Source organism: Streptomyces sp. Root431 (genome assembly GCF_001426585.1).
Classification (GTDB): domain Bacteria; phylum Actinomycetota; class Actinomycetes; order Streptomycetales; family Streptomycetaceae; genus Streptomyces; species Streptomyces stackebrandtii.
Map to the genome: position 1 here is coordinate 467294 of NZ_LMEI01000012.1, position 20132 is coordinate 487425.

Here is a 20132-nt window from a genome sequence, read left to right on the forward strand (position 1 = left end):
GACGATCTCGTATCGAACTACCCTGGCCCGATGCGTACTGAATCCCCTGCCGTGCCGGTGAACGACAGCGTCCCCGGTGACGGGCTCGTCAAGGTCGGTGTCGTGTTGTTCGCCGTGGGGGCGGTGGCGACGCTGGTCACGGTGGCTCCGCTGTTCCTGGGGACCGATCCGTTCCCCACCGTCGCGTACACCGTGTCCATGCTCATGGGCGTCGGATTCGCCGTGGCCGCCGCCGGGGTGCTGCGGTCGATCGCGGCCCAGCGGCGGCAGGCCCGGGAAGGGGCGGGCGCGGCCGTTCAGGCGCGGTAGGTCTCCAGCCAGGGGCGGAAGTCCGTCAGGTCCGTGAGGACCACGTCCGCGCCGGCCTCGCGGAGCTCCTCGGGGGCGCAGGGGCCGGTCGCCACGGCCACCGCGACGGCGCCCGCGGTGGCGGCGCCGCGGACGTCGCCGACGTGGTCGCCGACGTACACCTGGGCGTCGTGGGCGCGCAGGGCCTCCGCCTTGCCCTCGGCCCAGAGGCCGCCCACGACCGCGTCCGGCTCGATGCCGAGGTGCGCGAGGTGCAGCTCGGCGTGCGGGCCGTTCTTGGCGGTGACGACGATCGTGCGGCCGCCCGCGTCGCGCACGGCCTGGATCGCGTCCCGGGCGCCCGGCATCGCCGGCGAGGGCTCGATCGCGTACGCGGGGTAGAGCGCGCGGTAGCGGGTCACCATCTCCGCGACCTGCTCCTCGGGGAACCAGTACGCCATCTCGTGTTCGAGGGGCGGGCCGAGGCGGGTGACGACGAGATCGGCGTCGATCTCGGCGCCCGTCTCCGCGGCGAAGGCCTCCCAGGCCGCCTTGATGCCGGGGCGGCTGTCGACCAGCGTCAGGTCCAGGTCGAAGCCGACGGTCAGCGGGAGCGGGGAGGGGGTCTGCGGGGGCTGCTGCTCGGTCGTCATGGAGCCATTGTCGGGGAGCGGGAGATCCCGGACGTTCGTTTATTCGAATAATGGGTGCCGTTTACAGCTGTTTAGACTGAGGCCAGCCTTACCGAACCCCTACCCCCCGCACTTCCGCCGATGGGTCCCGCATGCCAGCCGCTTTCCCCTCCAGACGGGTCCTCGCGACCTCGGCGGCTGTCGTCGCCCTGCTGCTCGCCGTCCTCCTCAGCCTCGCCGTGGGCGCCCGCGCCATCGCCCCCTCGACCGTCTTCGACGCCCTGCTGCACGGCGCCACGGGCGACGACGCCGAGGTCGTCCGGGAGCTCCGCGTCCCCCGCACCCTCATCGGTCTGATGGTCGGCGTCGCGCTCGCCCTCGCCGGCACCGCGCTCCAGGGCATCACCCGCAACCCGATCGCCGACCCCGGGATCCTCGGCATCAGCCAGGGCTCGTCGGTGGCCGTCGTCCTCGCCATCGCCTTCCTCGGGGTGCACGACCTGAGCGGGTACGTGTGGTTCGCCTTCGTCGGCGCCGCGCTCGCCTCGGTCGCCGTCTACGCCATCGCCTCCGGCGGCCGCGGCGGCGCCACCCCCGTGAAGCTCGCGCTCGGCGGCGCCGCGATCAACGCGCTGCTGCTCTCCGTCACGACCGGCGTCCTCACGACCCGCGCCTCGGCGCTCGACGAGTTCCGGTTCTGGCAGATCGGCTCCCTCGACGGGCGCGACACCGAGATCGTCGGCCAGATCTGGCCCTTCCTCCTGATCGGCGCGGTCCTCGTGCTGTCCGTGGCGCGCGGCCTCGACGCGCTCGCGCTCGGCGAGGACGTCGCCAAGGGGCTCGGGCAGCGGGTCGCGACCGTGCGGATCGTCGGCGGGCTCGGCGCGACCGTCCTGACCGGCGCCGCGGTCGCCGCCGCCGGGCCCGTCGCCTTCGTCGGCCTCGCCGTCCCGCACATCGCGCGGGCCGTCGTCGGCTCCGACCACCGCTGGGTCCTGCCGATGGCCGCGCTCATCGGGCCGGTCATGCTGCTCGTCGCGGACGTCGCCGGGCGGATCCTCTTCCCGCCGGGCGAGGTGCCCGCCGGGGTGATGACCGCGCTGATCGGGGTGCCGTTCCTGGTCACCCTCGTGCGGCGGAAGGCGGTGCCCGCGTGAGTACGACGATGTCTCGCGTGCGGCCCGCCGGGTACGCGCTCGTGCGCGCCGGGCGCGGCTCCTTCCTCGTCCACCGGCGCTCCGCCCTCGTCGCCGGCGGGCTCCTCCTGCTCCTGGCCGCCGCCTCCGTCGCGTACCTCTGTGTCGGCGAGCGGTTCGTCGGCCCCTCGGAGGTCGTACGGATCCTCCTCGGGCAGCCGTCGCCCTCGGCGTTCGTCGTGGAGGAGCTGCGCGAGCCGCGGCTCGTCGTCGCCCTCGCCGTCGGCGCCGCCTTCGGGACCGCCGGCGCGCTCATCCAGACCGTCGCCCGCAACCCGCTCGCCAGCCCCGACATCATCGGCATCAGCCAGGGCGCCGGGGCGATCACCGTCGCCGCGATGACCTTCGGCCTCACCTCGTACACCGTGCTGCCGTACCTCTCGATCGCGGGCGGCATCGCCGCCGCCGCGCTCGTGTACCTGTTCGCCTGGCGCGGCGGGCTGCACGCCACCCGCTTCGTCCTCATCGGCATCGGCTTCGCGATCGCGCTGCGGTCCCTCACCACCCTCTTCATGACGAAGGGCGACTACCTCGTCGCCCAGCAGGCCCAGATCTGGATGACCGGCTCCCTCAACGGGCGGGGCTGGGACGAGTCCGCACCGATCCGCTGGACGCTGCTCCTGATGCTGCCCGCCGTGCTGTGGGCCGCCCGCGCCCAGCGGACGGTCTCCCTCGACGACGACACGGCGACCGCGCTCGGCGTACGGCTCGGCGGGGTCCGCCTCGGGCTCGTCGCCGTCGGTGTCGTCCTCGCCTCCGTCGCGACCGGCGTCGCCGGACCGGTCGACTTCGTGGCCCTCCTCGCCCCGCAGATCGCCCGCCGCATGACGCGGACCGCGCAGATCCCGCTGCTCTGCTCCGCGCTCGCGGGCGCGGTGATCGTCGTCGTCGCCGACCTGCTCGCGAGGCGGCTCCTCTCCCCCGTCGAACTGCCCGTGGGCGTCCTCACGGCGGCGGTCGGCGCCCCCTACCTGATCTGGCTCATCGTCCGGAGCCGCACGGAAGGAAAAGCATGACCAGCAGGCTGACCGCGCGCGGTCTCACGCTCGCCTACGAGGACCGGACCGTCGTGCACGAGCTCGACCTCGCGGTCCCCGACGGCAAGGTGACGGTGATCGTCGGCCCCAACGCCTGCGGGAAGTCCACCACCCTCCGCGCCCTCGGACGCCTCCTCAAGCCGGCGGGCGGCGCCGTCCTCCTCGACGGCGAGGAACTGGCCAAGCTCCCCACGAAGCGGATCGCCCGCTCCATCGGGCTCCTTCCGCAGACGCCCGTCGCGCCGGAGGCGATCACCGTCGCCGACCTCGTCTCCCGGGGCCGTCAGCCGCACCAGGCCTGGTGGAAGCAGTGGTCCGAGGAGGACGAGCGGGCGGTGACCGACGCCATGGCCCGTACGGACGTGGCCGCGCTCGCCGACCGGTCCGTCGACGCGCTCTCGGGCGGGCAGCGGCAGCGGGTGTGGATCGCGATGGCGCTCGCCCAGGAGACCGACCTGCTCCTCCTCGACGAGCCCACCACCTACCTGGACATCTCCCATCAGGTGGAGGTCCTCGACCTGGTGCGCCGCCTCAACCGGCTGCGCGCCCGGACCGTCGTCCTCGTCCTGCACGACCTCAACCAGGCCGCCCGGTACGCCGACCACCTCGTCGCCATGAAGGACGGCCGGGTGGTCGCGGAGGGCCCGCCGGAGGAGATCGTGACGGCGGAGCTCGTACGGGACGTCTTCGGCCTGGAGTCGGTCGTCGTCCCGGACCCGGTCACGGGCTCGCCGCTGGTGGTGCCGGGGGCGCCTTGGCACGCGGAGGACGCGGACGGTGTCGAGGACGCGGACGGTGTCGCGAGCGTGGACGGCGTCGAGGAAGGTGTGGGGAAGGGCTTCTGACGTCAGTGCCTGCGGGAGCGCCAGAGCAGGAACAGCGCCGAGGCGACCGCCGCGCCCCGCAGCACCCACGGCCAGGTCTCGGCGATCGCCGCGCTCATCGCCGGGCCGCCCGGGGCCACCGCCTCCCCCCAGCGGCCCTCGACGCGGCCCCACAGCCAGACGGCTCCGGCCGTGGCGCTGAGGCCGGGGATGACCAGCACCGCAGCCTTGATCTCGCCGGGGGTCAGCCGGCGTGAGGCGTAAGCGATGAGCCAGCCGGCGGCGAGCGCGACGAGCGAGCCGAAGACGGCGCCGCCGAGCAGGAGCAGCGCGGCCAGCAGGACGAAGGGGTTCGCGAGGCGGGGGCGGCCGGGGGCTGTCTCCGCCTCTTCCGGCTCCTCCACCTCCTCCAGGTCCGGGTCGAGGACCTTCTTCCGCCGCAGGACGACGCGGGCGACGCGGCGCCACCTGCCGGGGGCGGCGTCCTCGTCCCCGTACTCCTCGTCCTCGTCGACCACGGGCGCCGGGGGCTCGAAGAGGTCCGGCCGCTCGATGCCGCCGACGAAACCGGGGAGTCCTTCGGTCACGTCGATGTCGGTCGCGTGGGTGGCGTCGGTACGCCACCAATCGGGGTCCAGGCGGCCGCCGCTGTCGCGGGGCTGGGGCACGGAGGGGGAGGGTGGGGTGGGTGGGGTGGGTGGTGTCGCGGCGGGCTTCGTGGCCTTCGTGGGCTTCCCGGGCTTGGCCTGCTTCGAGGCCTTCGAGGCCTTCGCGGGCTTCGCTGTCGCCGATCTCGGGGACGGGACCTGTGTCCCGGCGTTTCCGGCAGTCCCGGCGTTCCCGGCAGTCCCGGCCGTCCCACCAGTCCCGGCCGTCCCCTCCGGTCCCTCGTCCGCCCGTTCCACCACCTCGTCCGGCGTACCCAGCGCGCCGAGGATCCCCCGTACCGCCGCCGGGCTCTCCTCGCCGTAGGTGGCGCGGCGCCGGTCGATCTCGTTCCGCAGCGTCGACACCAGCTTCATCCGGTCGCTCGCCGGCAGCTGGCGCTGCTGTGCCAGATCGCCGACCCGGCTCAGGTAGTCGTAGACCAACTGGTCGCTCTCGATCCCCACAGTGCCCCTCCACGGCCGGTTCGCCCGGTACGCCCCGACGTTAGCGCGCGGGCAGGGGCTAACGTGGTGCGGATGGGGATCGGTGAGTTCGACCGGGAGGCGTACGTGGCCGAAGCATCTGGCGCCGCCGCGGCGCCGCGCACGCTCGCGGAGGCGCTGCGCGCGCGGGGCGACGACGGCCTGGCCGCGCTGCTGCGCGCCCGGCCCGACCTCCTGGGGCCCGTGCCGAACGACCTGACGCAGCTGGCCACCCGCGCCGGTACGCGCGGTTCCGTGATCCGGGCGATCGAGCGGCTCGACCGCTTCTCGCTCCAGGCGGCCGAGGCGCTCGCCGTGGCGCCGGACCCCACGCCGTACCCCGTGCTCCTCGCGCTGCTCGCCGGCGACGAGGGCGACGCGGAGATCGAGGCGGCGCTGCCCGCCGCCGTCGCCCTGCTGCGCGAGCAGGCGCTCGTGTGGGGCGGGGACGAGCGGCTGCGGCTCGTGCGGACCGCGCGGGAGCTGCTCGCGCCGTCGGCGCAGCACCCGTCGCCGACCGGGCTCGGGCCGACGGTCGCGGAGGCGACGTCCGGGATGTCGCCCGGGCGGGTGCAGGAGATCATCGCGGCGGCCGGTCTGACGTCGACGCACGACCCGGTGTCGGCGGTGGCGGCGCTGACGGAGCTCTTCACGGACCGGACGCGGATGGGCGAGCTGCTCGACACGGCGCCGCCGGAGGCGCTCGCCGTCCTGGACCGGCTGGTGTGGGGTCCGCCGTACGGGGAGGTGACGGCGAACCCGGCGCCGCCCGTGCGCTGGCTGCGCGACCGGGGGCTGCTGCTGCCCGTGTCGCCGCGGACGATGGTGCTGCCGCGCGAGGTGGCGCTGCACCTGCGGGGCGGGCGGGCGCACCGGACGCCGGAGCCGGTGCCGCCGGAGCCGGTGGTGCAGCGCGACTACCGTCCACAGGTTGTGGACAGTGCCGCCGCCGGGCAGGCGTACGTGGCGCTCGCGACGGTCGAGGAGCTGCTGAAGTCCTGGGACCGGGGCGGCCCGCCGGTCCTGCGCGCCGGCGGACTCGCCGTGCGGGACCTGAAGCGGATCGCCGCGGCGCTGGACGTGTCGGAGCCGATCGCCTGTTTCTGGCTGGAGCTCGGTTACGCGGCGGGGCTGCTCGCCTCGGACGGCGAGGCCGACGAGCGGTACGCGCCGACGCCCGCCTACGACGACTGGCTGGACCTGCCGCCCGCCGAGCGGTGGGCGCGGCTCGTCACGCCGTGGCTGACGGCGACCCGCACGTCCGGTCTGGTGGGCGGGCAGGACGCGAAGGGCCGGACGCTGTCGGCGCTCGGCCCGGATCTGGACCGCTCGTCCGCGCCCGAGGTGCGCCACCGGGTGCTGCTGCTGCTCGCGACCCTTCCGCCGGGCGCGGCGGCCGACCCCGAGTCGCTCCTCGCCCGGCTGCGCTGGGAGCGGCCGCTGCGGGGCGCCGAGGGCTCCGCCTCCACGGCCGACCTGCGGTCCCGGATCGCGCGGTGGACTTTGGAGGAGGCCGAGCTGCTCGGGCTCACCGGGCGCGGCGCGCTGTCCGGCCCCGCCCGCGCGCTCCTCAACCTGCCGCTGGCCGAGGCGGCGACGCCCGCCGAGCCGGGCGGCGGGGTGGAGCTGTCGGTGGCCGCGACGCGGGCGGCGACGCTGCTCGCGCCGCTGCTCCCCGAGGCCGTCGACCACGTCCTGCTCCAGGCCGACCTGACAGCCGTGGCGCCGGGCCCGCTGCGCCGGCCGCTCGCCGACGCGCTGGGCGTCCTCGCGGACGTGGAATCGAAGGGTGGTGCGACGGTCTACCGGTTCACGCCCGGCTCCGTGCGGCGCGCGCTCGACTCGGGGCAGACGGCGACCGACCTCCACGACTTCCTCGCGAAGCACTCGACGACGCCCGTCCCGCAGCCGCTCGCCTATCTCGTGGACGACGTCGCGAGACGCCACGGCCACCTCAAGGTCGGGGCGGCGTCCGCGTACGTGCGCTGCGACGACGACACGGTCCTCGGCGAGATCCTGGCCGACCGGCGGTCCGCTCCCCTGGGGCTGCGCCGCCTCGCGCCGACCGTGCTCGCGGCGCAGACGGACCCGGTGTCGCTGCTCGACGGGCTGCGGTCGATGGGGTACGCCCCGGCGGCGGAGTCCGCCGAGGGCGATGTCCTGATCGCCCGCGCCGACGCGTACCGCACCCCGGCCCGTACGGCCCCGGTGCCCGTCCCCGACGGCCCGCCGTCCCCGGATTCCACCCTCCTCTCGGCGGCGGTCAAGGCCATCCGGGCGGGCGACCGGGCGGCGACGGCCGTCCGCAAGGAGCCCACGACCCCGACGGCCGCCGGCACCCTCCCCCGCACGTCGGCGGCGGAGACCCTGGCCACGGTCCAGGCGGCCGCGATGACCGGCTCGGCGGTCTGGATCGGCTACGTCAACGCGGAGGGCTCGGCGAGCCAGCGGGTCATCGCCCCGGTCCGCGTGGAGGGCGGCTTCGTGACGGGCTACGACCACACGGCCGACGAGGTCCGCACGTACCCCCTGCACCGGATCACGGGCGTGGCGGAACTGGCCGACGACCAGGTCTGACCCGGACATCGCGACAACCACCGTCCATCAGGCAGACTGGAGGATTGGCCGCCGTCCTCGGAGCGGCCCGGGAAGGACTGATCGCGCGTGAATGGGCCCCTCATCGTCCAGAGCGACAAGACGCTGCTCCTGGAGGTCGACCACGAGTCCGCCGAGGCCTGTCGGCGGGCCATCGCGCCCTTCGCGGAGCTGGAGCGGGCGCCCGAGCACATCCACACGTACCGGCTGACGCCGCTCGGGCTGTGGAACGCGCGGGCCGCCGGGCACGACGCCGAGCAGGTCGTCGACGCGCTCGTCGAGTACTCCCGCTACCCCGTGCCGCACGCGCTGCTCGTCGACATCGCCGAGACGATGGACCGGTACGGGCGGCTCACGCTCTCCAAGCACCCCACCCACGGGCTCGTCCTGACGAGCACCGACCGGCCCGTCCTGGAGGAGATCCTCCGGTCGAAGAAGGTGCAGCCGCTGGTCGGCGCGCGGATCGACGAGGACACCGTCGCCGTGCACCCGTCCGAGCGCGGGCAGATCAAGCAGACGCTGCTGAAGCTCGGCTGGCCGGCCGAGGACCTCGCCGGGTACGTCGACGGGGAGGCCCACCCGATCGAGCTCGCCGAGGACGGCTGGACGCTGCGCCCGTACCAGCGGCAGGCTGTCGACGGCTTCTGGCACGGCGGTTCCGGGGTCGTCGTGCTGCCCTGTGGTGCCGGTAAGACGCTGGTCGGGGCCGGGGCGATGGCGGAGGCCAAGGCCACGACGCTGATCCTGGTGACCAACACCGTCTCCGCCCGGCAGTGGAAGAGCGAGCTCGTGAAGCGGACCTCGCTCACCGAGGACGAGATCGGCGAGTACAGCGGGACGAAGAAGGAGATCCGGCCCGTCACCATCGCCACCTACCAGGTCCTCACGACCAAGCGGAAGGGCATCTACCCGCACCTGGAGCTCTTCGACTCCCGGGACTGGGGGCTCGTCGTCTACGACGAGGTGCACCTGCTGCCCGCGCCCGTCTTCAAGTTCACCGCCGACCTGCAGGCGCGGCGGCGGCTCGGCCTGACGGCGACGCTGGTCCGCGAGGACGGGCGGGAGTCGGACGTCTTCTCGCTGATCGGGCCCAAGCGGTTCGACGCGCCGTGGAAGGAGATCGAGGCGCAGGGCTACATCGCGCCCGCCGACTGCGTGGAGGTCCGGGTCAATCTGACCGACTCCGAGCGGCTCGCCTACGCGACGGCCGAGCCGGAGGAGAAGTACCGCTTCTGCGCGACGACGGCGACGAAGCGGAAGGTGACCGAGGCCCTGGTGAAGAAGTTCGAGGGCCAGCAGATCCTCGTCATCGGGCAGTACATCGACCAGCTCGACGAGCTCGGCGAGCACCTCGACGCGCCGGTCATCAAGGGCGAGACGTCGAACGCGCAGCGGGAGAAGCTCTTCGACGCGTTCCGCACGGGCGAGATCAGCGTCCTCGTGGTGTCGAAGGTCGCGAACTTCTCGATCGACCTGCCGGAGGCGACGGTCGCGATCCAGGTGTCGGGCACCTTCGGGTCCCGGCAGGAGGAGGCGCAGCGCCTGGGCCGGGTCCTGCGGCCGAAGGCCGACGGGCACCAGGCGCACTTCTACTCGGTGGTCGCCCGGGACACGATCGACCAGGACTTCGCGGCGCACCGGCAGCGGTTCCTCGCGGAGCAGGGGTACGCGTACCGGATCGTCGACGCGGACGAGCTGCTGGCTCCGTAGGGCGTCCGGGGGCTCAGTCCATCAGTGCGAGGAACGGGCCCCCGATCGCCAGGCAGTACTGGGCGATGACGAGTCCGCGGCGGGGCACGATCAGGGCCGCCAGGCCCACCACGGCTCCGGCGAGCAGGGTCCAGAAGCCGGCCGTGATGAAGACGCCGCCCCGGCCGTCGCCCTGGATGGCGTCGGCGAGGGTGATCATGAAGGTGGCCGCGAGGCAGGCCGCGAGGAGGAGCAGTCCGCCGCCCGCCGCGAGGCGGAGGGCGAGAGGGGTCGGGCCGGTGGTGTCCGTGCCAGTGGTGTCCGTGCCAGTGGTGTCCGTGCCGGTGGTCGTCGTCTCCATGTGCTGATCACATCAGGGGCGACGGGGCGGCCTCCAGGCGTTCGCGTACTCAACCGGGGCCGGGGACGTACTCAGTCGGGGCCCGGCGCGTACCTCGGGCGCGGGTTCCTCACGCCGGCCTCGGGCGGGCCGTAGTCGCCGAGGAGGACGACGCCGGCCGCCGCGCCGCCGAAGGCGCGTATCGCGCGGAACGCGGTGGCGAGGGGGCGGGTGCGGGGTCGGGGGACGGTGGTCACGAGGGTGAAGGTCGTCGCGGTCATGTCTCCATGATGGAATCCGGACATTCCGAACACATCGGCCTGGGGGTGGAACCCTCGTCCCCCTTACGTCGGACCCCGCCCCCTACGGATATGGGGGCTTCCGGTGGAGTGAAGCGGGGTGAAATCGATTCGCCCCTCGCGTCCGCGCGGAGTTACACTCGCCAGCTTCCCCGCCTCCCTGAGTGGAGAGCCGCCGCCCGGCCGGAAACCGGCGGCCACTTCGTCGTGTCCGTGTATCCACCTGCTCGGAGGCTTCACCGTGTCCGTTTCCGACTCCGTTTCCGACCCTGTGTCCGAGTCCGCGCTCGATCCGCTCGCGCGGGAGCGCGCCCATCTGATCTCCTCCCGCGCCGCCCTGCGCGCGATGCGCGAGGACGTCGAGGCGCTCGACATCAAGGACGTCACCGCGAACTGGGTCAACTCCCTGGTGCTCGGGCGCCAGATCGAGGACCGGATCAAGGCACTCGCGGACCTCGCGGACACCCCGCTGTTCTTCGGCCGCCTCGACTACCTGCACACCACGCAGGAGGGGCAGCGCTTCTACATCGGGCGGCGGCACGTCCACGACGCCGACGGCGACCCGATGGTGATCGACTGGCGAGCGCCGGTGTCGCAGCCGTACTACCAGGCGTCGAAGAAGGACCCGCAGGACGTGGGACTGCGGCGCCGCTTCGGCTACACGGCCGGGGACCTCACCGCGTACGAGGACGAGCACCTCTCCGACCCCGCCGAGCTTGAGACGACGAGCCGGCTGCTCCAGGCGGAGATCGAGCGGCCCCGCGTCGGCCCCATGCGGGACATCGTCGCGACGATCCAGCCCGAGCAGGACGGCATCGTCCGATCCGACCTGTCCGGGACGGTGTGCGTGCAGGGAGGCCCCGGCACCGGAAAGACGGCCGTGGGCCTGCACCGTGTCGCGTACCTCCTCTACGCGCACCGCGAGCGGCTCGCCCGCACGGGCACCCTGGTCATCGGACCGAACCGCTCCTTCCTCCACTACATCGAGCAAGTGCTCCCCGCGCTTGGCGAGTTGGAGGTCCAGCAGGCGACCGTCGACGACCTCGTCGCCCACGTCGAGGTGCGCGGCACGGACGAGGCGGCGACGGCGGTCGTCAAGGGCGACGCCCGGATGGCGGAGGTGCTGCGGCGCGCGGTCCGCTCGCACGTCGCGATGCCGAAGGAGTCCCTGATGGTGGTGCGCGGCTCCCGCCGGTGGCGGGTGCCCGCGTACGAGATCGAGGAGATGGTCCGCGAGCTCCTCGACCGGGACATCCGGTACGGGGCGGCCCGCGAGGCCCTTCCGCAGCGGATCGCGCACGCGGTCCTCGTGCGGATGGAGGAGGCCGGCGAGGCCCCCGACGACCGGGTGCAGAACGCGGTCGCGCGGAACACGGCGGTGAAGGCCGTCGTGAAGGAGTGCTGGCCGCTGGTGGAGCCCGCGAAGCTCGTCCTGCGGCTGCTCGGCGACGCGGAGTTCCTGGCGGAGCACGCCGAGGGGCTGCTCACCGAGGACGAGCAGAAGCTGCTGCTGTGGGCGAAGCCGGCGCGGAGCGTGAAGACGGCGAAGTGGTCGGCGGCGGACGCCGTGCTGATCGACGAGGCGCGGGACCTGGTCGAGCGGACGCACTCGCTCGGGCACGTCGTCCTCGACGAGGCGCAGGACCTGTCCCCGATGCAGTACCGGGCGGTGGGCCGCCGGTGCACGACCGGTTCGGCGACGGTTCTCGGCGACCTCGCGCAGGGCACCACGCCGTGGGCGACGGAGAGTTGGGCGCAGGCGCTCGGGCACCTGGGCAAGCCGGAGGCGGTCGTGGAGGAGCTGACCGCCGGCTTCCGCGTGCCGCGCGAGGTCATCGCGTACGCCTCGCGGCTCCTTCCGCACATGTCGCCGGGGCTCGCGGCCGTGGAGTCCGTCCGGGAGAACCCCGGCTCGCTGGCCGTCCGGCACACGGAGGACCCCGAGGCCCTGGACGCGGACGTCGTCGCCGCCTGCGTCGAGTCCCTGGCCCACGAGGGCTCGATCGGCCTGATCGCCGCCGACGCGCGGATCGCCCCGCTGGCGGAGGCGCTGACGGCCGCCGGGCTCGCGTACCTCTCCCCCGGCGAGGAGACCACCGCCGAGTCCCGGCTGACCCTGGTCCCCGCCTCGCTCGCGAAGGGCCTGGAGTACGACTACGTGGTCCTCGACGAGCCGGCGGCGGTCGTCGACGGCGAACCGGACGAACGGACGGGCCTGCGGCGCCTGTACGTGGCGCTGACCCGTGCCGTGTCCGGTCTGATGATCCTTCACTCGGCCCCGGTTCCCGTGCAGTTGGGGGCGTTGTGACCCCTACACCCGCCGTCGGGGCCCTGCATCACGTCGAGTTGTGGGTGAGCGACCTGGAGAGCGCCGAGACGAGCCTCGGCTGGCTCCTCGGCGCCCTCGGGTACGCGCCCTTCCAGCGCTGGGAGGGCGGCCGCAGCTGGGCGCTCGGCTCCTGCTACCTCGTCGTCGAGCAGTCCCCGGCCCGCACGGCGGACACCCACGACCGCCTCCGGCCGGGCCTGAACCACCTCGCCTTCCACGCGGGCGACCGGGCCGCCGTCGACGCGCTCACGGCCGAGGCGCCGGCTCACGGCTGGCGGCTGATGTTCGCCGACCGGCATCCGTACGCGGGCGGCGAGGGCCACTACGCGGCGTACCTGGAGAACGCGGACGGGTTCGAGGTGGAGCTGGTGGCGGGCGACGGGTGACGGAGACTCTCTAGCGGCCGGCCGGCCTCGCCGTGAGGAGGCGGAAGCGCATGCCGTGCCGGGCGTACAACCGCCAGAGTTCGATCGCGGCGATCAGCGTGGTCGCGGCGGCGCCGCCGAGGGGCAGCAGGACGGAGGAGTCCGGCCAGCGGGTCAGCGGGAAGAAGACGTCCTGGAAGGCGAGTTCCCAGGCGAGCGCCACCGTGATGAGCGCCGGGAGCGCCTGGTGGATCTCGACCGTACGGAACATGTGGCGCGAGACCGCCGGGAGGGCGAAGCAGAGGAACGCGACGCCGCGCGCCACCCCGTAGACGCAGACCGCGATCACGGCGACCGTCAGGACGGGCTGCTCGTCGAAGTAGGCACTGCCCATCCACATGGCGGCCACCGCTCCCCCGGCCGCGAGCACGAGATGGCCGAGGAAGGCGCCGGCCGCCGTGAGGGGGCCGCGCAGCCGCTCGCCGAGACGGCCCTGCGTGGGCGGCCGGACGATCAGGACGTACGCGGCGATCACGAGCGGCGCCGTCAGGAGGAGCAGGAACGGGACGAGGAGCAGCCGGATGCCGCCGTCCCGTAACCAGAACAGGATGAGGTTGCCCTCGTTCACGACGAGGGGCCATCTCACGGCCAGCGCGACCGCGATGCCGCCCCAGAACCTGACGGCCTGGAGGATCGCGATGGGGACGTCCCGCAGGACGGCGTCCCCGCGCGGTTCCATCCAACGCCGGGCCAGGACCCGGTCCTTGTGCTCCTTCGGGACGTGCGTGACCCCCGTCATGCGCCGGATTGTGGCAGCGGGGGTCGGTGGACGACAGCCTTCCGTCAGGGGAGGGGGCGGAGGACGGTCTCGCGGACGGCCCGGGCGTACTCCTCGGCCTCGGAGCGGTCGGCGCCCTCGGCCACGAAGGTGACCGCTCAACACGCGTCACATCAGCGGGGAGTTCCGGCGGGTCAGGCGAATTCGGGCAGCGCCTCCGACCAGGTCCGGTGGGCGACGGCGGCCAGGACCGGGTTCGTGACGCGGTAGTAGTGCTCGGTCACCAGGCCCCAGCACAGGGCCCAGCCCCGGCCGCGCTCCCAGGTCGCGTCGTCGACCCGCGCGGCCTCGCGGAAGAGCGGCCGGGTGTCGGCGGTGAGGAGGGTCCAGGCGGGCATCGTGTCGCAGGCCGGGTCGCCGACGCCGAGGCCGCCGAAGTCGATGACGGCGCTGAGGCGGCCGTCGCGGCCGAGGAGGTTGCCGGGGAGCAGGTCGCCGTGGATCCAGACGGGCGCGCGGTCCCACTGCGGGAGCGCGAGGACCGACTCCCATGCCGCGGTGGCGAGTTCCGGGTCGACGGTGCCGTCGGCGCCCAGGTCGCGGATCGCGCCCGGCATGTGTCCCTCCTCCCAGGCGGTGACCGGCCCGCCCCGGAAGGAGGCCGGTCCGCCGCTCGCGTCGACCGCGCGCAGGGCGGCGCCGAAGCGGCCGAGCTCGACGGCGGCGTGGGCGAGGTCGGTGAGCGGCGCGTCGAAGGCGTCGGCGCCGTCGAGCCAGCGGTAGACGGACCAGGGCAGCGGGAACTCCGCGCCGCCCTCGGCCCGCCCCACGGGGACGGGCACGTCCAGCGGCAGGTGCGGGGCGAGGAGCGGCAGCCAGCGCTGCTCCTTCTCGACGTGGCGGGCGGCGTACGGGACGCGGGGCAGCCGGACGACGAGGTCGTCGCCGAGGCGGAACATCGCGTTGTCCGTCCCGGCCGAGTCCACGGCCCGCACCGGCAGTCCGGCCCATTCGGGGAATCGTCCGGCGACGAGCCGCTCGACGAGCGCGGTGTCGATGTCGAGTTCGTCGGGTTGCATCTTGCCGGTGGCTGCCATGCCGGGCAGGTTAACGATCACGTCGCGCCTCGGCCAGGCATTTTGGGAGCGGGGCCGGGCCTGGGAACGCGTACCTCCGTCCCCGGCCCGGCCCACCCCTACGCGTCGACGGCCTCGCGCCAGACCCGTACCGCGTCCGCCGAGACGGGGGCGGCCCAGCCCTGGGGGCGGGCCGCGCCGCCGATGTGGAAGGCGTCGAGGCCGGCCGCGCGCAGCTCGGGGAGGTGGTCGAGGCGCAGGCCGCCGCCGACGAGGATCCGTGCCTCGTAGCCCGGCTCGCCCGCGCGGGCGGCCTCGGCCTTGAGGGTGGCGAGGCCGTCGTCGACGCCGGTCGCGGAGCCCGCGGTGAGGTAGGTGTCCAGGCCCGGCAGGTCGGCGAGCCGCTTGCGCAGCCCGTCGCGGTCGGCCGCGCGGTCGACGGCCCGGTGGAAGGTCCAGCGGGCGCCGTCGAGGACGGCGATCAGCCGCTCGACGGCGACCAGGTCCGGCTCGCCGTCGGAGGTGAGGAAGCCGAGGACGAACTCGTCCGCGCCGGCCTCGCGGAGCTCCGTGGCCCGGGCCACGAGCGCGTCGATGCCGGCGGGCCCGCCGGCCGAGAACCCGTCGGCGAGGCGGAGCATCACGCGCAGCGGGATGTCGACGGCGGCGCGGATGGCGGCGAAGCCGGCCCGGGACGGGGTGAGCCCGTCCGCCGCCATGTCGGTGACGAGTTCGAGCCGGTCGGCACCACCGGTCTGGGCAGCGACCGCGTCTTCCTCGTCGAGGGCGATCACCTCAAGGACAGCACGGTTGCTCATCGAGCCCATTCCTCCATGAATGACGGCTACAGGTCTAGTCCAATGACCAGACTAGCCGTGCGTGTGGCCTCCCGCATCGCCCGTGGCCTCACTGGTCGCGGGGACGGTCGTCTCGGGCGCCGGAGTGGTGGCCTTTCCGGCTCCGGTTCCGCTTCCGCTTCCGGTGCCACTTCCGCTTCCGGTTCCGTTTCCGGCGGTGACCGTGAAGGCCGCCGTCCGGACCTTGCCCCCGTGCTGGAAGTCGAGGAACAGACGGTACGTCCCGGCGCTGGGCGCCGTCGCGGTGAAGGAGACGTCCGGGCCGGGGCCGCCCTCGTTCGGGTGCACGTGGAGGTAGGCGAGGTCGCCGTCGCGCAGGGCTACGAGGTGTCCGTACGCGCCGAGGTAGGGCTCCAGGTCGGTGACGGGCTTGCCGGCCTTGGTGACGGTGAGCTTGAGCTCGCCGGCCTTGCCCGGGTCGAGCGTGCCGCCGAGGCGGACCCGGTAGCCGTCGACGTTCGCGGTCGGGGCGACGGCCGGCATGGGCTTCGGGGCGTACGCGCCCGGCACCGAGAGGTCGGCGCCGAGCGTGACGCCCTTGGCGCCGGGGGCGGCGGGCTTGAAGTCGGCGAAGGCCTTGTAGCCGCCGGCGGCGGGCAGGTCGACGGGGGTCGTCCAGGTGCCGTCCGCGGCCTTGACCGGGTGCAGGTGGCGGAAGGTGTTGAGGTCGCGCGAGGCGACGATGAAGTGCAGTTCCTTGCCGTGCTCGGTGGTGAAGGCGGTGACCTTCTTCCCGGCCGCGTCCTTGATCGAGAACTTCAGGACGCTCTTGCCGGTGGCGGGGGTCGGCGTCTCCAGGGCGAGGGTGTAGCCGCCGTCGGAGACCTGGAGTCCGCCGGGGAGGTTCGCGGCGGCGGGCGCCTCCGCGGTCGCGCCCGCCTCGTGGCCGGCGTGGCCGTCGGCGGCGGCGCTCTTCGACGGGGCGGGCGCCGCGGCGTGCTCGCCGTGCTCGGCCTTCTTCGGTTCCTCGACGGGTCCGACGCCCGTGCCGACCCCGTACGCGGCCCCGAAGGTCGCGGCGAGCGCGGCGGCATAGGCAGTGATCTTCACACCGGTGTTCATGGCTGCTCTCCCGATACGTGGGGTGGGTGCGCGGGGTGGCGCGGTACCCGTTCGATGCACTTCACCATACCCCTGGGGGGTATCAAGTCAAGTCAGGGATCCGCTTGCGTCGGATACCGCCGGGGGGTATACATGAACTCACCACCGGATACCCCCCGAGGGTATCGCGGCCCGAGGAATCGACCGAGGAGAAGCCATGGGCTCCTGCTGCACCCCTGACAACAGCTGCTCGACCAGCGGCACCGACACGACCACCGTCGCGATCGCCGAGAGCACCGTGACCGTCTACGCCGTCTCCGGCATGACCTGCGGCCACTGCCGGACCGCGATCACCAAGTCCGTCAGCGCGCTGGACGGCGTCATCACCGTCGACGTCGACGTCAACGGCGGCCTGGTGACCGTCACCACCGGCGGCGAGCCGGACGACGCCGCGATCGCCGCCGCCGTCGACGACGCGGGCTACGAGCTGACCGGCCGCGCCTAGGCCAGGCCCTGAGCCGCACGACCCCGGCCGCCGGGACCCGCCCACCACGCCCGGGTCCCGGCCCCCGCCTCCGCTACGAGCCCGGCCGCCGCGAGCAGGTGCCGTCGCCCACGGGACCGGCGAGTGAACCGAAGGGGCGCGCCGGGGGAACAGGGACGAGCGCGCGGAGCCTCCCGAGGAACGAGGGAGGCGAGCACGGTCGGCCCTGTGAGTCCGGCTCGAGCGCCCCGGAGGTGAACCGAGCCCTAAGAAAAAGGGAGCAACGCTCATGACCACGACCACTCCGGGCACCGCCCAGGTCGAGCTCGCCATCGGCGGCATGACCTGCGCCTCGTGCGCGGCCCGTATCGAGAAGAAGCTCAACCGCATGGACGGGGTCGAAGCCACCGTCAACTACGCCACCGAGAAGGCCAAGGTCACCTTCGACGCCGACATCGACGTCGCCGCGCTGATCGCGACCGTCGAGGCCACCGGCTACACCGCCGCCGAGCCCGCCCCGCCGAAGAGCGAGACGCCCGGCGCCCCCGACGGACCCTCCGACGAGGAGAAGGCCGACGAGGAGCTGCGGCCCCTCAGGCAGCGGCTGATCACCGCCGTCTCGCTCGCCGTGCCCGTCATCGCGATGGCGATGATCCCGGCGCTCCAGATCGAGTACTGGCAGTGGCTGAGCCTCACGCTCGCCGCGCCGGTCGTCGTCTACGCCGCCTGGCCGTTCCACCGCGCCGCCTGGACCAACGCCAAGCACGGCGCGGCCACCATGGACACCCTGATCTCCGTCGGCACGATCGCCGCGTTCCTCTGGTCGCTGTGGGCGCTGTTCTTCGGAACGGCCGGTACGCCGGGGATGACGCACCCCTTCGAGTTCACCATCGCCCGTACCGACGGCGCCGGGAACATCTACCTGGAGGCCGCGGCCGGCGTCACCGCCTTCATCCTGGCCGGCCGGTACTTCGAGGCCCGCTCGAAGCGCAAGGCGGGCGCCGCGCTCAAGGCGCTGATGCAGCTGGGCGCCAAGGAGGTCACCGTCCTGCGCGGCGGCCAGGAGGTCACCGTACCGACCGCCGACCTCCAGGTCGGGGACCGCTTCCTGGTCCGCCCGGGCGAGAAGATCGCCACCGACGGCACCGTCGTCGAGGGTTCCTCCGCCGTGGACGCCTCCATGCTCACCGGCGAGTCCGTCCCGGTCGAGGTCTCCGTCGGCGACTCCGTCACCGGCGCCACCCTGAACGCCGGCGGCCGCCTCGTCGTCGAGGCCACCCGCGTCGGCTCCGACACCCAGCTCGCCCGCATGGCCAAGCTCGTCGAGGACGCGCAGAACGGCAAGGCCGCCGCCCAGCGCCTCGCCGACAAGATCTCCGCCGTCTTCGTACCCGTAGTCATCGCCCTCGCGCTCGGCACGCTCGGCTTCTGGCTGGGTACGGGCCAGGGCCTGACCGCCGCCTTCACCGCCGCCGTCGCCGTCCTGATCATCGCCTGCCCCTGCGCCCTCGGCCTGGCCACCCCGACCGCCCTCATGGTCGGCACCGGCCGCGGCGCCCAGCTCGGCATCCTCATCAAGGGCCCCGAGGTCCTGGAGACCACCCGCAAGGTCGACACGATCGTCCTCGACAAGACCGGCACCGTCACCACCGGCCGCATGACCCTCATCAAGGTCCACACCGCCGAAGGCACCGACGAGACCGACGTCCTGCGCCTCGCGGGCGCCCTGGAGCACTCCTCCGAGCACCCGATCGCCCAGGCCGTCGCCACCGGCGCCGCCGCCAAGGTGGGCACCCTGCCCACCCCCGAGGACTTCGCCAACATCCCCGGTCTCGGCGTCCAGGGCATCGTCGACGGCCACGCCGTCCTCGTCGGCCGCGAGAAGCTCCTCGACGAGTGGGCCATGACCCTCCCCGCCGAGCTCAAGACCGCCAAGGACACCGCGGAGAAGACCGGCAAGACCGCCATCGCCGTGGCCTGGGACGGCGAGGCCCGCGCGGTCCTGGAGGTCGCCGACGCCGTCAAGGAGACCAGCCCCGAGGCCATCCGGCGGCTGCGCGCCCTCGGGCTCACCCCGATCCTGCTCACCGGCGACAACAAGGCCGTCGCCGAGGCCGTCGCCGCCGAGGTCGGCATCGACGAGGTCATCGCGGAGGTCATGCCGCAGGACAAGGTCGACGTCGTCAAGAAGCTCCAGGCGGAGGGCCGTTCGGTCGCCATGGTCGGCGACGGCGTGAACGACGCCGCCGCGCTCGCCCAGGCCGACCTGGGCCTCGCGATGGGGACCGGCACGGACGCCGCCATCGAGGCCGGCGACCTGACCCTCGTACGGGGCGACCTGCGGGCCGCGGCCGACGCGATCCGGCTCTCCCGCAAGACCCTCGGAACGATCCGCTCGAACCTCTTCTGGGCCTTCGCCTACAACGTGGCCGCCCTGCCGCTCGCCGCGGCCGGACTGCTCAACCCGATGATCGCGGGGGCCGCGATGGCCTTCTCCTCGGTCTTCGTCGTCGGCAACAGCCTGCGCCTGCGCGGCTTCCAGTCCGCCGACCGCTGACGAAGTCCCTTCCGCGCCAATCTCCGAGGAGCCCGCCGTGGCCGGTTACGGACAGCACAAGGAAGACATCATCAGACGCCTGAGGCGCATCGAAGGCCAGGTCAGGGGGGTGCAGCGGATGGTCGACGAGGACACGTACTGCATCGACGTCCTCACCCAGGTCTCCGCCATCAACGCGGCCCTCCAGTCCTGCGCGGTGGCCCTCCTGGACGAGCACCTCAGCTGCTGCGTCACGGAGGCGATCGCCCAGGGCGGGGACCAGGCGAAGGTGAAGGTGGGCGAGGCCTCGAAGGCCATCGCCCGGCTCATCCGGACCTGAGGGAGCAGGAGGGGCCTCAGGCCTCGAAGGAAGCACAGCAGTATCAACCGCCCTTGCGTGAAGGGCACTCAGCGGACAGCTTGATGCTCAGGCGGAGACAGAGCCCGAGCACCTGCCGGAGGAGCACCAGCTCCGCCGAACCGGGAAGACCGGGGCCGCAGAGCTTCACGCAGGGGCGGTTCTTCATGAGGGCGCTCAGGGGAGCGGTCAGGGGAGCGGCCAGGGGGCTGCGCAGGAGGGTGCTCAGGGGAGTGCTCGGCGAGGTCGACATCCCGCCAATGTACCCCTGGGGGGTA

20 protein-coding genes are annotated in these 20132 nt (G+C 73.5%); 11 read left to right on the forward strand and 9 right to left on the reverse strand.

The annotated features are described in order from the left end of the window. Window positions 1–30 precede the first annotated feature (30 nt). Entirely contained in the window at window positions 31–309 is a 279-nt protein-coding gene (locus ASC82_RS24310) for a hypothetical protein (RefSeq protein WP_056651867.1), read from the forward strand. On the opposite strand, the gene ASC82_RS24315 is transcribed toward ASC82_RS24310, so the two are convergent. Further along, complete coding sequence (locus ASC82_RS24315) at window positions 297–941, reverse strand: haloacid dehalogenase-like hydrolase (RefSeq protein WP_056651869.1); 645 nt, start codon at window positions 939–941, stop codon at window positions 297–299. The two genes, ASC82_RS24310 and ASC82_RS24315, sit on opposite strands and share 13 nt — an antisense overlap. A gap of 131 nt (window positions 942–1072) precedes the next feature. Between ASC82_RS24315 and ASC82_RS24320 the strand changes: the two genes are divergently transcribed. The 3 genes from ASC82_RS24320 to ASC82_RS24330 are packed head-to-tail and all read left to right on the forward strand — an operon-like array spanning window position 1073 to window position 3998. Next, entirely contained in the window at window positions 1073–2077 is a 1005-nt protein-coding gene (locus tag ASC82_RS24320) for an iron ABC transporter permease (protein WP_056651873.1), read from the forward strand. 8 nt (window positions 2078–2085) lie between these two features. After that, the gene (locus tag ASC82_RS24325) at window positions 2086–3132 is read left to right on the forward strand and encodes an iron chelate uptake ABC transporter family permease subunit (protein WP_056651876.1); all 1047 of its coding nucleotides are present in this window, start codon (window positions 2086–2088) and stop codon (window positions 3130–3132) included. Beyond that, entirely contained in the window at window positions 3129–3998 is an 870-nt protein-coding gene (locus ASC82_RS24330) for an ABC transporter ATP-binding protein (protein ID WP_056651878.1), read from the forward strand. The genes ASC82_RS24325 and ASC82_RS24330 overlap by 4 nt, the downstream gene beginning before the upstream one ends. Window positions 3999–4000: 2 nt before the next feature. Here ASC82_RS24330 and ASC82_RS24335 read toward each other — a convergent pair whose 3' ends face one another. Beyond that, window positions 4001–5089, reverse strand: a complete 1089-nt coding sequence (locus ASC82_RS24335; RefSeq protein ID WP_056651881.1) for a hypothetical protein — start codon at window positions 5087–5089, stop codon at window positions 4001–4003. Window positions 5090–5161: 72 nt separating this feature from the next. Here ASC82_RS24335 and ASC82_RS24340 point away from each other — a divergent pair, with 72 nt between their 5' ends. Both ASC82_RS24340 and ASC82_RS24345 read left to right on the forward strand, forming a co-directional pair. Then, complete coding sequence (locus ASC82_RS24340) at window positions 5162–7684, forward strand: helicase C-terminal domain-containing protein (RefSeq protein ID WP_079039446.1); 2523 nt, start codon at window positions 5162–5164, stop codon at window positions 7682–7684. 87 nt (window positions 7685–7771) lie between these two features. Further along, on the forward strand, window positions 7772–9412 hold the full coding sequence (locus ASC82_RS24345) for a DNA repair helicase XPB (protein ID WP_024759919.1): 1641 nt from the start codon (window positions 7772–7774) through the stop codon (window positions 9410–9412). 13 nt (window positions 9413–9425) lie between these two features. Here ASC82_RS24345 and ASC82_RS24350 read toward each other — a convergent pair whose 3' ends face one another. Together ASC82_RS24350 and ASC82_RS24355 are read right to left on the reverse strand one after the other, a co-directional pair. Further along, the gene (locus ASC82_RS24350) at window positions 9426–9752 is read right to left on the reverse strand and encodes a hypothetical protein (protein WP_056651884.1); all 327 of its coding nucleotides are present in this window, start codon (window positions 9750–9752) and stop codon (window positions 9426–9428) included. 71 nt (window positions 9753–9823) lie between these two features. Beyond that, a complete protein-coding gene (locus ASC82_RS24355; RefSeq protein ID WP_056651887.1) occupies window positions 9824–10012 on the reverse strand; it encodes a hypothetical protein in 189 nt (62 codons plus the stop codon). A 259-nt stretch (window positions 10013–10271) separates the two neighbouring features. Here ASC82_RS24355 and ASC82_RS24360 point away from each other — a divergent pair, with 259 nt between their 5' ends. Next, window positions 10272–12338 carry a UvrD-helicase domain-containing protein gene (locus tag ASC82_RS24360; RefSeq protein WP_056651891.1) on the forward strand — a complete coding sequence of 689 codons (2067 nt, stop codon included), beginning with the start codon at window positions 10272–10274 and terminating at the stop codon, window positions 12336–12338. After that, a complete protein-coding gene (locus tag ASC82_RS24365) occupies window positions 12335–12745 on the forward strand; it encodes a VOC family protein (RefSeq protein WP_056651893.1) in 411 nt (136 codons plus the stop codon). The genes ASC82_RS24360 and ASC82_RS24365 overlap by 4 nt, the downstream gene beginning before the upstream one ends. Window positions 12746–12755: 10 nt before the next feature. Here the strand turns inward: ASC82_RS24365 and ASC82_RS24370 are convergent, their stop codons facing one another. The 4 genes from ASC82_RS24370 to ASC82_RS24385 form a co-directional block, all read right to left on the reverse strand. Further along, window positions 12756–13523, reverse strand: a complete 768-nt coding sequence (locus tag ASC82_RS24370) for a hypothetical protein (RefSeq protein WP_056651895.1) — start codon at window positions 13521–13523, stop codon at window positions 12756–12758. A 173-nt stretch (window positions 13524–13696) separates the two neighbouring features. Further along, window positions 13697–14599 carry an aminoglycoside phosphotransferase family protein gene (locus ASC82_RS24375; RefSeq protein WP_056651897.1) on the reverse strand — a complete coding sequence of 301 codons (903 nt, stop codon included), beginning with the start codon at window positions 14597–14599 and terminating at the stop codon, window positions 13697–13699. 98 nt (window positions 14600–14697) lie between these two features. After that, window positions 14698–15396 carry a copper homeostasis protein CutC gene (locus ASC82_RS24380; RefSeq protein ID WP_056651899.1) on the reverse strand — a complete coding sequence of 233 codons (699 nt, stop codon included), beginning with the start codon at window positions 15394–15396 and terminating at the stop codon, window positions 14698–14700. A gap of 51 nt (window positions 15397–15447) precedes the next feature. Then, window positions 15448–16497, reverse strand: a complete 1050-nt coding sequence (locus ASC82_RS24385) for a hypothetical protein (protein WP_056651903.1) — start codon at window positions 16495–16497, stop codon at window positions 15448–15450. Between the two features lie 196 nt (window positions 16498–16693). Between ASC82_RS24385 and ASC82_RS24390 the strand changes: the two genes are divergently transcribed. The 3 genes from ASC82_RS24390 to ASC82_RS24400 all read left to right on the forward strand — a co-directional run bounded on the left by ASC82_RS24390 (window position 16694) and on the right by ASC82_RS24400 (window position 19836). Further along, a complete protein-coding gene (locus ASC82_RS24390) occupies window positions 16694–16981 on the forward strand; it encodes a cation transporter (RefSeq protein WP_056651905.1) in 288 nt (95 codons plus the stop codon). 268 nt (window positions 16982–17249) lie between these two features. Continuing rightward, on the forward strand, window positions 17250–19517 hold the full coding sequence (locus ASC82_RS24395) for a heavy metal translocating P-type ATPase (RefSeq protein ID WP_056651908.1): 2268 nt from the start codon (window positions 17250–17252) through the stop codon (window positions 19515–19517). A 19-nt stretch (window positions 19518–19536) separates the two neighbouring features. Then, window positions 19537–19836 carry a metal-sensitive transcriptional regulator gene (locus tag ASC82_RS24400; RefSeq protein ID WP_024759911.1) on the forward strand — a complete coding sequence of 100 codons (300 nt, stop codon included), beginning with the start codon at window positions 19537–19539 and terminating at the stop codon, window positions 19834–19836. Window positions 19837–19879: 43 nt separating this feature from the next. Here the strand turns inward: ASC82_RS24400 and ASC82_RS24405 are convergent, their stop codons facing one another. Then, a complete protein-coding gene (locus ASC82_RS24405) occupies window positions 19880–20107 on the reverse strand; it encodes a hypothetical protein (protein ID WP_056651910.1) in 228 nt (75 codons plus the stop codon). Window positions 20108–20132: the final 25 nt, after the last annotated feature.

Bases quoted from the DNA above. Each gene is read 5' to 3' on its own strand.
- ASC82_RS24390 (WP_056651905.1), top strand. From the start codon at position 16,694: ATGGGCTCCTGCTGCACCCCTGACAACAGCTGCTCGACCAGCGGCACC.
- ASC82_RS24320 (WP_056651873.1), top strand. From the start codon at position 1,073: ATGCCAGCCGCTTTCCCCTCCAGACGGGTCCTCGCGACCTCGGCGGCT.
- ASC82_RS24405 (WP_056651910.1), bottom strand. From the start codon at position 20,107: ATGTCGACCTCGCCGAGCACTCCCCTGAGCACCCTCCTGCGCAGCCCC.
- ASC82_RS24370 (WP_056651895.1), bottom strand. From the start codon at position 13,523: ATGACGGGGGTCACGCACGTCCCGAAGGAGCACAAGGACCGGGTCCTG.
- ASC82_RS24355 (WP_056651887.1), bottom strand. From the start codon at position 10,012: ATGACCGCGACGACCTTCACCCTCGTGACCACCGTCCCCCGACCCCGC.
- ASC82_RS24310 (WP_056651867.1), top strand. From the start codon at position 31: ATGCGTACTGAATCCCCTGCCGTGCCGGTGAACGACAGCGTCCCCGGT.
- ASC82_RS24325 (WP_056651876.1), top strand. From the start codon at position 2,086: ATGTCTCGCGTGCGGCCCGCCGGGTACGCGCTCGTGCGCGCCGGGCGC.
- ASC82_RS24350 (WP_056651884.1), bottom strand. From the start codon at position 9,752: ATGGAGACGACGACCACCGGCACGGACACCACTGGCACGGACACCACT.
- ASC82_RS24340 (WP_079039446.1), top strand. From the start codon at position 5,162: ATGGGGATCGGTGAGTTCGACCGGGAGGCGTACGTGGCCGAAGCATCT.
- ASC82_RS24375 (WP_056651897.1), bottom strand. From the start codon at position 14,599: ATGGCAGCCACCGGCAAGATGCAACCCGACGAACTCGACATCGACACC.
- ASC82_RS24385 (WP_056651903.1), bottom strand. From the start codon at position 16,497: ATGAACACCGGTGTGAAGATCACTGCCTATGCCGCCGCGCTCGCCGCG.
- ASC82_RS24380 (WP_056651899.1), bottom strand. From the start codon at position 15,396: ATGAGCAACCGTGCTGTCCTTGAGGTGATCGCCCTCGACGAGGAAGAC.
- ASC82_RS24330 (WP_056651878.1), top strand. From the start codon at position 3,129: ATGACCAGCAGGCTGACCGCGCGCGGTCTCACGCTCGCCTACGAGGAC.
- ASC82_RS24315 (WP_056651869.1), bottom strand. From the start codon at position 941: ATGACGACCGAGCAGCAGCCCCCGCAGACCCCCTCCCCGCTCCCGCTG.
- ASC82_RS24395 (WP_056651908.1), top strand. From the start codon at position 17,250: ATGACCACGACCACTCCGGGCACCGCCCAGGTCGAGCTCGCCATCGGC.